The organism is Arcicella sp. GW458-12-2-14-TSB2 (assembly GCF_059423785.1).
This window is the reverse complement of the sequence record NZ_JBWKYN010000179.1, coordinates 1-12,283: the sequence shown is the minus strand read 5'-3', so window position 1 is coordinate 12,283 and position 12,283 is coordinate 1. Positions and strand designations below refer to the sequence as shown.

Below are 12,283 nucleotides of genomic sequence, written 5' to 3'. Positions count from 1 at the left end.
CCCTTGCGGTTGCCGTTTTGATTTGATGGATTTACGAAACAAAAACGGCAACCGCAAGGGTTGCCGCTACAAATACCGATATATTTTTTGATTTTTATCTCAAAGATATTACCTCTAGCTTCTTTTGTCTTCAAGTCCCAACTCCTTAAATTCTAAAATCTTGTATCTAACGTCTTGCGTCTAATGTCTTTTAGTCTTGAAGTCCTACAGTCATAAAGTCTCCAGAAAACTATCTCCCCTCCTGCAAAAGCTTATTAGCAAAAATAAACTCATTCAACTCAGGAACTGATGACGTGCGAATATTTTTACTATCACCTTCCCAGAATTTTTTGCCTTTATATAAAAACATGATTTTTTCACCAATACCAATCACCGAATTCATATCATGCGTAATTACAATCGTAGTAATGTTAAATTCATCCGTGATTTCCTTAATCAAGTCATCAATTTTTACGGATGTTAATGGATCTAAGCCCGAATTTGGTTCGTCACAAAATAAATATTTCGGATTCATCACAATGGCTCTGGCAATACCAACCCTTTTCTTCATCCCCCCCGAAACCTCCGAAGGCATTCTTGAGCCAGCATTTTCCAATTCTACACGCTTTAAACAAAGCTGAGCTCTTTCTATTTTCTCCTCCTCGCTCATGTCTGTCAGCATATCTAAGGGGAATTTAACATTATCTAATACGGTCTTAGAGTCAAATAATGCGCCTCCTTGGAATAAAACGCCCATTTCGCGACGGATAGTTTTTCTAGTTTCTTCATCAGAATTATGAAAATCTCGTCCATCGTATAAAATTTGCCCGTGTTCTGGTTTTACAATACCAATCATGCATTTCAGTAATACACTTTTTCCTGTACCACTACCACCAATAATTAATGAAGTATCGCCAGGCTTGAATTCGCCATCGATTCCGAGTAGAATATCACGCCCATTAAAGGCTTTTCTAATATCTTTTATTTCAATCATACATTCAAATCTTTCCCGAATTTACAAAATTCGTGGCTATACGCTATAAATTTTCAATATCTCTTAAATAAATCTCTGCCTGATTCAATATTTCCTGCTGTTGTTCAGGTTTTATTTTGTTCCAAGTAAGGTATGCCATACCGATTCTTGGATTTTTTGCCAATACATCTTGATGACGATGATAAAAATGCCAATATAAACTATTGAAGGGACAAGCCTTATGCCCAACTTTTTTATTTTTATCATAATAACAAGTATCGCAATAATGCCCCATTTTATCAATGTAATTGGCAGAAGAAATATAGGGTTTAGTGGCTACCAGCCCACCATCTGCATATTGACTCATCCCTCTGGTATTAGTGATTTCAACCCATTGTAGGGCATCAATATAAATACCCAAGTACCAGACATCCACCTCGTCTGGATTAACACCACTTAGTAAAGTAAAATTCCCAGTAAGCATTAATCGTTGAATATGATGGGCATAGGCAAAGTCCAAACTTTGCCCAATGGCATGTTTTAAACAATTCATTTTGGTCTGTGCATTCCAAAACCAGCTCGGTAATTTACGGCTATGATTAAAGAAATTTAGCGATTCATAGTCGGGCATTTTGCACCAATAAATACCTCGCATATATTCTCGCCAACCAATAATTTGCCTAACAAACCCTTCTACCTGAGCAATGCTAATTGTTGCTTGGTGGGTTTCCCAATGGGTTATTGCTTGCTGAACAACCTCTAAAGGAGATAGCAATTTAATATTCATCGAAAAAGAAAGGCGAGAATGATAGATAGACCAATATGATGGGTGCATGGTGTCTTCGTAAGTACCAAAAAGAGGCAAACAATACTCCACAAAGAAAGCTAAAAGTGCTAAAGATTCTTCACGAGATGTTGGCCAGATAAAATTTTTAGGATTTACATTACCAATCGTAGCAATGCCTTCTTTGATGATTAATTGATAAACATCTGTTACATCTTTATCAAATGTTAAGGGTTCAATAGGACGGTGATTCTTAGGTAGTTTTTTACGGTTCTCTGTATCAAAATTCCAACGACCTTCAATGGGCTCATTACCATCCATCAATAGACTATATTTTTTCCGCATCATCCTGTAGAAACTCTCCATCAAAAATGTTTTTTTGCCTTTAAAAAAGGTTGCAAGCTCTAGTCGTTCACTTAAAAAATGCGCTGAATCTACAGCATAGCAAGCTTTTCCTAAACGCTGTAATGCTACAGCTAAGTTTTTCAACTGCTCATCTACTCTGTATTCATCTGGCAATTGATATTCAAAAACCTCAAAATCTGAAGCTTGAATAGTAGCGATAATATTATGGTGGATACTCTGCAAATTGTTGCTATCATCTAGACGGAGGTAGATAACATCATGCCCTGCCGACTTTAAAGCATCGGCAAAGGCTCTCATTGCCACAAAAAAAGCAATGATTTTCTGGATATGATGTACTACATAATCTGTTTCCTGCCGAACCTCCATCATTATGTAAACTACCTCTTTATCCTGTTGTTGAAACCAAGAATGTTGATGATTAAGCTGGTCACCCAAGATAAGGCGTAATGTTTTTTTCATATAGAAATCAAAATACAAAGTGTATTTTGATAACTGAACAGTAAGGAGTATTGTTAGAAAAAATTCTTTTGAAGAATCCCTCAATGATTATCATAAGTTAAAAACGATAGCTAGATAAGATATAAAATTCCATAGTTCGTGCTGAGTTCATCTTTTTAATGTTTACCAAGCTGACGAGTAGAATAAAATGATAGCACAGATTGAAAGCCGTGCTATCATCTTTTACTTAATTTCCTTCACCTCACTAACAACAGAAACACCATTTTCGTTAAAAGCTTCGATAGCACAGAAATAACTTTGTCCAACGCTTAAAGCCCTTAGCTCTAAACTATTAGGGGCATCTGCCCAAATCTGATAGGTTTGGTATAATTTATCAGGAGCAATTCCCCAAAGAATATTATACCCTACAGCATTCGCAGATTTCTCCCAAGTAATATCTGCATTACGTGTATCAGCCTGACGTTTTACGATTAGATTTTTGGGGGTTTGTGGTGTCTTTCCAGCACCATTCCCAAAAATACGAATATCACTCACCGCCAAATTTGGCATTGGTACATGAATGTTTTCGTATTTAATATAACGAGCCTTCACAGGTTTGGGCAATTCTATATAAGCATTGGGTCTGTCACGCTTTGGCTCGTTTGTATTGTCGGAAATCAATTGCCAATTTTTGTTATCGTTAGAAGCATAAAATTTGAATTGGGCATACACTCGCTCTTCGTTACTATCAAAAATATCAGATTTATAATCGGTAAAATTTACTTGTAATGCCTTTACCTCTTGTACACTCTGTAAATCTACCGTGAGCCATTCGCCTGCTTTGTTGGTATTAGCTACCCAAAAAGTACGTGGATTTTCGTCCGTCACTTTATTAGCACTCAAGGTATCTCGTACAGAGGAGGCCACACACGGTTTTTTATAAGAAAGCAACATCCATCCCGTAAACAATTCGTCTTTCTGTGTCCATTTTTTAGTAGGTAAATAATGCGGGAAATCGCCAAATCGAGTATTAGCAAACATCTGATTGTCGGCATCAAAGCCCGTTGGGAACATGGCAACCCTTCTTTCAAAATTCCAGTTAACGGCAATCCAAGGCGTACCCGTATTCCAGTAATTACCATAGTTATCTTGGAAGGTATTACCATGCCCCGCTCCCGTAAGAAATCCCCCAGGTTTATATGAAATAGGATTATAAGGAGCATATTTGAATGGACCAAGCGGAGAGTCTCCTAAATATGTCCCATTGGCATATACATTATATTCTGTCCCGGGTGCACCATATTGCAAGAAGTATTTGCCTTTGTGTTTGGTCATCCAAGCCCCTTCTGTAAATGGTTTAATAGTATCGCGGTGGTCGCGACCGAAACGCTCCCATCCATGATTTTTAGGGTCGAGGTAAATTAAACCTTTATAAGGTGTGGCGTAAGTCAGATTACGTTTTTTGTCAAGCTCAGCTCCAAAAATCGGATATACATTCGATGACCCCCAATACATATACCATTTGTCTAGGTCTTCATCATAAAACAAGGCAGGATCCCACGGCCCGATATACTGAGGTAAACGAGGCAACCAACGGTTATAGAATTGTAATTTCCCTTTTTCGGGTTCGGTACTTATCAATATAGGGCGTTGTTCAAAAGTAGATTGAAACAAATAAAGCGTATCTCTGACTGACAAAGCAGCAGGGGCACACATATCTTCCATGGGCCACATACTGGGCTTGATGTAATCCCAATTGATTAAATCTTTTGAATGCCAATACCCCCCCGAAATAGTGACAAAAAGATAATACTCTTTTTTATGATTGATAATAACAGGGTCTGCACCCGAACGATAGGAAATCTTCTCGTTCAATTGTTCAAAATTATAGCGATAACCAATATCTACAGGGTTGCAATATGTTTTTTGGTTAAGGTTTTGGGCAAATATTGAAAAGTATGAAGCACAGCAAAACAGCAAGAGCAATGTCTTTTTCATAATATGTTTTTGATTGAATTTGGAGAGATAAAAATACAGAATATAAAATAGACTTATAGAGGGTTTTGTAAGTTAATCATTCATATTCTTCTTGTATTAATTGCCATTCATTTAAATGAACATATCCTCTTGAACTCCACATTATTCAACATAAAAACCTACTATCTTCAAATCTCCCCCAAAAATTCCTCAATACACCCATAAACATATACCAAATCCTCCTCAGTGATACAATAAGGCGTTAATAGATAAATCACATTACCTAAAGGACGCATCAAAATACCCTTTTCCAAAAAGAAATTATAAGCAATGTCTCGCATATTACTAAAATATGAAGTGCCTTCTTGTACCTTTATTTCAATCGCTAGAATCGTCCCCTTCAGTCTGATGTCAGCGATTTTGTGGAGGTATGTTTGTGTAACTTGCTGAATAAAGCCTTGATGTAAAGTATTTATTTTTTTGATATTGTCTTGTGTTTCATCATTCAATAACAAATCTAAACTGGCAAGTCCTGCGGTACAAGCCAAAGGATTTGCCGTGAAAGAATGACTATGAAAAAGCGTTTTTCTTCTATCATCCGAAAGAAAAGCGTCATAAATCTCTTGCGTACACGATGTAACACCCAAAGCCATAGCACCGCCTGTTAATCCTTTTGAGAGACAAAAAATATCTGGTTTTTCTGTTAAATAATCCGTCGCAAACATTTTACCTGTACGATAAAAGCCTGTCATGATTTCATCAGCAATGGTCAATATCCCATTCTCTTTAGCTAGTTTTATTAAGCTTTCCAAAATTTCAGGTTCATACATTACCATGCCGCCTGCTCCTTGAATGAGTGGCTCAAAAATAAAAGCCGCAATTTCATCTGCTTGACTCATCAGACTTTTCATGGTATCTAGTGCCAATTGCTCTTCGCCTTTTACTGGAATAGGTAGATAAATCACCTCAAAAAGAAAAGGATCAAAGGGAGCTGTGAATGCACTTTTTGCGCCTACGGCCATTGTGCCAAACGTATCGCCATGATACCCATTTTCAAGGGCTATGATTTTGGTTTTCTTTCTAATTCCTTGGTTATGAAAATACTGAAATGCCATTTTCATGGCTACTTCTACGGAAGTAGAACCATTATCTGAATAGAATATTTTTTGCTGGTTTGGTGGTAATATTTCTAATAATCTTTCTGCTAATCTTACAGCGGGTTCATGGGTGAATCCTGCAAAAATTACCTGTTCTAATTTTAGAAATTGTTCGGCTACCTTCTGAGCAATGTATGGATGCGAATGCCCATGTAAATTTACCCACCATGATGCGATAGCATCTATATATCTTTTACCATTTTCATCAAAAAGATAAACTCCTTCTGCCCGAACTATTGGGATGGAGAATGGTGCCGTTTGGTGTTGTGTAAAAGGATGCCACAATACTTTTGCATCTCTTTCGCTCAAATTCGTAATTACTGGATGCTGTATATTTTCTACTGGATATTCCAGGTGTTCATCAATGACAAAGTGTTTTTCTGAAGTCTTCTGCATATTTTTTTACGGTTTCTTGAGAGATGTTTTGTTCTTGATTTACCCTCCCAATCAATGGTACTTGTGTGTAATTCAAGATATAGTCTTCAGATGAAGGATTACTTTCTCCATTAAAAATAATTCCTTTGATGTCGATATTGCTACTTTTTAGTACTTCAATCGAAAGCAAAGTATGATTAATACTGCCCAAATAATTTTTAGAAACTAAAATGAGTGGTAGATTTAATTGCTTAATTAAATCAAGATTGGTTGTGCCTTTATTTAACGGAACCATTAATCCACCTGCTAATTCAACAATTAAATTGTTGTCAGTAGTTGGCAGTTCAAAATTTGATAATTGAATCTCTATACCGTCAATAGCCGCCGCTGCATGAGGCGAAAGGGGTTCTGTCAAGCGATAGGCTTCTGGATGAAAGATAGTTTTACGGTTACTTACTAAGCTTTGAACGGCATTCGTATCGGTAAAATCTAATGCTCCCGATTGGACAGGTTTCCAGTAATCAGCTTCAAGGCTTTCAGTAAGAATACTGGCAATAAATGTTTTTCCGATTTCTGTACCAATGCCAGCAATGATATATTGTTGTTTCATAAATAAATTTTAAAGCTTGTTTAGTACTTCAAAAATCTGCAAAATCTGTTCTTCTGTATTAAAGTCATGTAAGCAAATTCTTAATCTCTCTTTACCTTTTGGCACAGTTGGCGATACAATAGGACGAATATCTAAGCCTTTACTTTGTAAAGTATTAGCTACAGCCCTACAGTTTTCATTGCCTGAAATAATGATACATTGAATTGCCGAAGGACTTTCTATCAATTCAATTGTAGAATTTAAACGTGCTTGCCTTTTGAAAAAATCAATCAAATGATGTAAGTTTTTATTAGAGAATGTATCCGATTGAAGCAAATCATAAGCACATTGGACACTAATATGGCTATGCATCGGAGCAGACGTTGTATAAATAAATGAACGAGCAAAATTAATTAAATAGTTTCTTAGTGTATTACTCCCTAAAATAATGGCTCCATGACAGCCCAATGCTTTGCCAAAAGTAATAATACGTGCAAAAACCTTTTTTTCTACCTGCAATTCATTTACCAAGCCTTCGCCATGTTTTCCAAACACACCTGTTGCATGGGCTTCATCGACGATAAGATTTGCTCCGAACTGAGCACAAGTATCGACAATTGCTAGGAGAGGGGCAAGGTCGCCATCCATCGAATAAACGGATTCGATGGCTACAAATACCTGAGCGTCTTTTAAAGTAGGGTTTGCTGTTTTATCTTCTTCAATTTTAGCAAGTTTTTTAGTTAAATCTTCGACGTCGTTATGTCTGAACTTATAACGAGTAGCATAGCTTAACCTTGCTCCATCAATCATACTGGCATGAATGAGTTCGTCGGTAATAAGAAAATCGTTTTTCTGCGGAATTGATGAAAGCAAGCCTACGTTAGCATCATAGCCAGAATTAAAAATTAAACCTGATTCGGCTCGATGGAAATTGGCAATCTGTTTTTCTAAATTTTCTACAAAAGCCGTATTCCCTGCTAATAACCTTGACCCTGTAGCTCCTGTAGATAGATACCCATTTTTGCACTGTTGATGAATAGCCAATTGAAGTTTTTCGGAACGAGCGAAGCCCAAATAGTCATTAGAACAAAAATCAATTAAATTTTCGCTAATACGAAGTGTACGAAAAAGGGATTGTTCTTTTCGTTGTTCAAGTATGGTTTCAATTCGTTTGCTTAAAGAAATCACTAATGTTTATTGTTTGTTTTTGCAAAGATAGTTACAAAAGCGCTATACCCTTATTCTTTTCATATTTGACACCAAATTGGTTTTTTTAAGATTTTTTAATAAAATGCTTGACATCATACCATTTTTTTATCTAACTTCGCAGTTAATAGGTGTAGAACTATTTACTAAGTTTGCCCAGATGGTTTCCGTCTGGGCAACTTTCTTTTTATAGCCTTCTGAAAAATATAGTATAACTAAAAAAAAGCATGACAATTTTCATTGCCATGCTTTTTTAATTATAAGCCTAACTTAGGCTTATAGGTATTTCATCTTTCTAAAATATTACTGAAAAATTTCAGCATTAATTTTTAGCTCCTTGAACTGCCCCAGCCTTTTGCTGTTGTTGCATTGGGTTTGGCTGAACTGGGCGTTGTGCTTTGAATACTTGAAAGCGGTTTGGCTGTTCAGGTTCTCTTGGGAAAGCATTATCTTCTGTTTCGATATCAGCAATTTCCATGTACGGGTCTAATGTCCATTTCGTTACTTTCTTATCAGTAGGAATTACTTTCTTAATTTCTTTATCATTCAAACGCCAGATTTCAGCAGGGTATCTAAATACCTCTTCTGTACCATCCTCATAGTTTGCTTTCACAATCACTGGCATTGGTAAACCTCCTTTGTTTTTAACATTTAATACATAGAAGTTTTTATTTGAGTTTACCAATTTTTTCTCATCTTCTGCCAATGAAGCCATTGTTTGCTCAAATTTCTTTTTATCTGCCTCAGTCGTAGCAAAACGATCATAAGTATTGTAGAAGTCTCTCATATCTGGATTTTCTTCTACTACTGTTTTAGGAATATCCGTTTTATTGCGGATGTTACTCATCGTTTGGCGTTTAGCATCAGCTTCTTTTTTAGCGGCAGCATTTTTTGCTAATGGGTCTATATTATCAATACCAAACCATTCTACGTTTTCAAGTGACTGGTTTACTGGCTCAACACCATAGAACCAACCTTTCCAGAACCAATCTAAATCAACACCTGATGCATCTTCCATTGTACGGAAGAAATCAGCAGGATACGGCTGTTTGAATGCCCAACGACGAGCATACTCTTTGAAAGCATGGTCAAATAACTCGCGTCCCATCACCGTTTCACGAAGGATATTCAATGCTGTAGCTGGTTTTGCATAAGCATTAGGCCCGAATGCCATGATATTCTCTGAGTTTGTCATAATCGGTACTTGTTGCGTTGGGTCAGTTTTCATGTAAGGAACAATGTACTGAGGTTCGCCACGACGAGATGGGAAATCTCTATCCCATTCTTGCTCTGCTAAATACTGACAGAAAGTATTCAACCCTTCATCCATCCATGACCACTGACGTTCGTCTGAGTTGATAATCATTGGGAAGAAGTTGTGGCCTACCTCGTGAATAATTACACCAATCATACCTGCTTTTACTTGTTCAGAATAAGTACCATCAGCTTCTGGACGACCACCATTGAATGAAATCATTGGATATTCCATACCACCACCCGACGTAGAGTGACAAGAATAAGCCACTGGGTAAGGATATGCTACTGTATGTTTTGAATACGAACGAAGTGTATGTGCTACCACCATTGTTGAGTATTGCCCCCAAAGTGGATTACCTTCTTTCGGATATAACGACATCGCCCATACTTTTTTACCTTCTACATCAACTTGCATGGCATCCCAAATAAATTTACGAGAACTTGCAAAAGCAAAGTCACGAACATTATCAGCCTTGTAAATCCAAGTTTTTTTGCCAGTTGGCTTTCCTTTTTCAGCCTTCTCAGCTTCTTCCTGAGAAACGATTAATACTGGGCGAGTAGCAGTTTTTGCTTTTTCCCAACGTTTTAATTGCTCTGCCGAAAGTACTTGTGTTGGGTTTTGCAATTCACCCGAAGCACCTACTATGTGGTCATTTGGCACCGTTAAAGCTACTTTATAGTTTCCAAAAGTAAGCGTAAATTCACCTTGGCCTAAAAACTGTTTATGTTGCCAGCCATATACATCATTATAAACTGCCATACGTGGAAACCAGTGAGCAATAAAATAATTGGCATTACCATCTTTGGCAAAATATTCATAACCAGAACGACCGTAATATTCAGTAATTAAATAATTCCAGTCGATAGAGAAAGAAACCGAAGCACCAGATTTCAGCGCAACTGGTAAGTCGATTCTCATCATCGTATGGTTAATCGTGTGCTTTAAAGGATTTCCTTTAGCATCTTTAACCGATAGGATATTGTATCCATACTTTTTAGGGTCAGTTAAATCTTTGAATTGTGTAAAAGACGCTTGTCCAGCAATACCTCCCGTTCTAGTATTAGCACCGATAGCATCTTTTTGGAATAAGTTTTGGTCAAGTTGTAACCATAGATAAGGCAATTCGTCAGGAGAATTATTGAAATAAGTAATGGTTTCAGTACCAGTAATTTTGCGTTCCACATCATCCAATTCTGCTTTGATGTCATAGTCAGCACGTTGTTGCCAATATTCTTTTCCCGGGCTACCCGAAGCTGTACGATAAGTATTAGGCGTCGGTAAAATCGTTTCTAATTGCTCAAAACGTTTATTGCCATTATAAGGATTGGTTGTGGGGGCTTGTTGGGCTGTTGCTATTTGCGAACAAGTAGCAATCAACAAACCAGTAATGAGCTTTAAGCTACCTCTCATGTTGATTTTTAGATTGAAGTGAATAGATTTACTGTACGAATTTAGTGAATTTAGTAAAATAAATCTCCTTGATGATAAGTTATCAATCAAAATTAGCATTAAACAATCTAAAAAAGAATCATTATACGTAGTAGAATAGCTAAGAATAGATAAAAGGAGAGTTTGTAAAGGTAAATATGGGGATTTGATAGTTGTAATTGCCCAATGTAACACAAACATTTAACAAAGCTATTAGGAAGAGAGTAATTATAATACAAGAGCTCGGGAATTTCCGAGCTCTTTTGTTTTTAGGAAGTGTAGAACGGTATGGGCAGAACTATATAATTTTTTTTGATACAACTTTCAATTTTTTTAGGTAGAACTTTCAACTTTTTCTTAGGTGTAACTTTAATTTTATTAGGTGCGACTTTATTATTCTTTAGGTGTAATTTGTATTTATCATAGGTAGAACTTGTTTTTATGGGTAGAGCTTATAAATTTTTAGCACGATTGGGATAATCAGTAATTAGACCATCTACACCGATGGCTTTTATATTTTTCATATCCTCGACATTATTCACTGTCCATGGCACTACTTTCACATTTTTGTCATGGCAATATTGTACTTGCTCTTGTGTCAAGAGTTTATAATATGGGCTATAATAGCTTGGTAAAAACCCTAAAGCCTCAAATGTTTTTGCTGGACCCTCTTTCTCGACTAAAGCAGATAGAGGAATGTTTTTATACTGATTCGCTTCAATTTGTTTGTGCCAATAAATCAGCACGTTAAAATCGAAACTTTGTAAAATAACCCTATTGGCGGGTAGGGCTTTGATAATTTCCTGATAAACCAAATCAGAGAATTCTTTAATTGTTGCAGGTTGATAGGTGCCATAGTCTTTTTCTTCAGATTTAATCTCAATATTATATTTAACAGCCCTTAGGCCTTTTTCTTTTATATATGCTTCACAAGCCTTTATCGTTTCTGAAAGTAAGGGCTTGTAGGTAGGTGTTTTTTCTTGTTCTGGAAACAAGGCATTTCCTCGTTTCCCAGTATCAAATTCCTTTATTTGTTGATAGGTCATCTGATACAAATTCAAAGTGGCTTCTTCTACTTTGCTTACTGGTGTACCGTCGGGCTTGGTTACGTACAACGCATTCATATATGGTTCGTGCGAAACCACTACTTTTTTGTCTTTAGAAATACATACATCCATTTCTAAAGTAGTAACCCCCAAGTCCAATGCTTTTTTAAAAGCAGGAATACTGTTTTCAGGCATTAAGCCTCTTGCTCCACGATGCCCCTCAAGGTCGAAGCCTTGGGCAAACATATTAGTGGTATATGTAAATAGTAATAATAAAATGATAGACGTTTTCATCAGTTTTGTTGAATCATTGATGTTTAAGAAACACAAAAGTACTTTAATTTATGCTCCTTATTTGTCTAACACATATTATGATTGAATTAATAAAAAGAGCATTAGTTACGAGCAAACGAATGATATTTAATCGTTACTCTATACCCTCTTTTGTCAGGTAATACTTCTGATTTATCTAATACTACTTGATGATTGCCAGCATCAATAAAATTGGCTGCTCTTTCTATAGCTTTGATTAAATCATACGAAGTAAAAAGTTTTGTTTTCGTTTTCATGGTCTTTGGAAGTTATATCTCTTACAAGATGTTTATGAATTCATTAAAAAAATGATTGTTTAATCAGTACTCAAAAACCTTAACACTTTGGTATAAAAATCTTATACCTGTCCAATTTTTTCCCTATAAGACTTATAA

The 12,283-nt window shown here is 36.3% G+C and carries 9 protein-coding genes; all 9 read right to left on the bottom strand.

From position 1 onward, the window contains the following. Positions 1-229: 229 nt before the first annotated feature. The 9 genes from AC07XN_RS20070 to AC07XN_RS20030 all read right to left on the bottom strand — a co-directional run bounded on the left by AC07XN_RS20070 (position 230) and on the right by AC07XN_RS20030 (position 12,145). Positions 230-973 carry an ABC transporter ATP-binding protein gene (locus tag AC07XN_RS20070; protein ID WP_309912463.1) on the bottom strand — a complete coding sequence of 248 codons (744 nt, stop codon included), beginning with the start codon at positions 971-973 and terminating at the stop codon, positions 230-232. A gap of 43 nt (positions 974-1,016) precedes the next feature. Further along, complete coding sequence (locus AC07XN_RS20065; RefSeq protein ID WP_494744327.1) at positions 1,017-2,561, bottom strand: cryptochrome/photolyase family protein; 1,545 nt, start codon at positions 2,559-2,561, stop codon at positions 1,017-1,019. A gap of 222 nt (positions 2,562-2,783) precedes the next feature. Next, positions 2,784-4,538: a family 43 glycosylhydrolase gene (locus AC07XN_RS20060; protein WP_494744326.1), complete on the bottom strand. Its 1,755-nt coding sequence runs from the start codon at positions 4,536-4,538 to the stop codon at positions 2,784-2,786. 167 nt (positions 4,539-4,705) lie between these two features. Continuing rightward, on the bottom strand, positions 4,706-6,070 hold the full coding sequence (gene bioA / locus AC07XN_RS20055) for an adenosylmethionine--8-amino-7-oxononanoate transaminase (protein ID WP_494744325.1): 1,365 nt from the start codon (positions 6,068-6,070) through the stop codon (positions 4,706-4,708). Beyond that, complete coding sequence (gene bioD, locus AC07XN_RS20050) at positions 6,036-6,659, bottom strand: dethiobiotin synthase (protein ID WP_494744324.1); 624 nt, start codon at positions 6,657-6,659, stop codon at positions 6,036-6,038. Before bioD ends, bioA begins: the two co-directional genes overlap by 35 nt. A 9-nt stretch (positions 6,660-6,668) precedes the next feature. Continuing rightward, positions 6,669-7,826, bottom strand: a complete 1,158-nt coding sequence (locus tag AC07XN_RS20045) for an aminotransferase class I/II-fold pyridoxal phosphate-dependent enzyme (RefSeq protein ID WP_494744323.1) — start codon at positions 7,824-7,826, stop codon at positions 6,669-6,671. Between the two features lie 340 nt (positions 7,827-8,166). Beyond that, the gene (locus AC07XN_RS20040) at positions 8,167-10,512 is read right to left on the bottom strand and encodes a M1 family metallopeptidase (protein WP_309912452.1); all 2,346 of its coding nucleotides are present in this window, start codon (positions 10,510-10,512) and stop codon (positions 8,167-8,169) included. 470 nt (positions 10,513-10,982) lie between these two features. Continuing rightward, positions 10,983-11,870: a glycerophosphodiester phosphodiesterase family protein gene (locus AC07XN_RS20035; RefSeq protein WP_494744322.1), complete on the bottom strand. Its 888-nt coding sequence runs from the start codon at positions 11,868-11,870 to the stop codon at positions 10,983-10,985. A 101-nt stretch (positions 11,871-11,971) separates the two neighbouring features. After that, positions 11,972-12,145, bottom strand: a complete 174-nt coding sequence (locus AC07XN_RS20030) for a hypothetical protein (protein ID WP_309912448.1) — start codon at positions 12,143-12,145, stop codon at positions 11,972-11,974. Between the last annotated feature and the right edge of the window lie 138 nt (positions 12,146-12,283).

Bases quoted from the DNA above. Each gene is read 5' to 3' on its own strand.
- AC07XN_RS20070 (WP_309912463.1), bottom strand. From the start codon at position 973: ATGATTGAAATAAAAGATATTAGAAAAGCCTTTAATGGGCGTGATATT.
- AC07XN_RS20065 (WP_494744327.1), bottom strand. From the start codon at position 2,561: ATGAAAAAAACATTACGCCTTATCTTGGGTGACCAGCTTAATCATCAA.
- AC07XN_RS20060 (WP_494744326.1), bottom strand. From the start codon at position 4,538: ATGAAAAAGACATTGCTCTTGCTGTTTTGCTGTGCTTCATACTTTTCA.
- bioA (WP_494744325.1), bottom strand. From the start codon at position 6,070: ATGCAGAAGACTTCAGAAAAACACTTTGTCATTGATGAACACCTGGAA.
- bioD (WP_494744324.1), bottom strand. From the start codon at position 6,659: ATGAAACAACAATATATCATTGCTGGCATTGGTACAGAAATCGGAAAA.
- AC07XN_RS20040 (WP_309912452.1), bottom strand. From the start codon at position 10,512: ATGAGAGGTAGCTTAAAGCTCATTACTGGTTTGTTGATTGCTACTTGT.
- AC07XN_RS20035 (WP_494744322.1), bottom strand. From the start codon at position 11,870: ATGAAAACGTCTATCATTTTATTATTACTATTTACATATACCACTAAT.
- AC07XN_RS20030 (WP_309912448.1), bottom strand. From the start codon at position 12,145: ATGAAAACGAAAACAAAACTTTTTACTTCGTATGATTTAATCAAAGCT.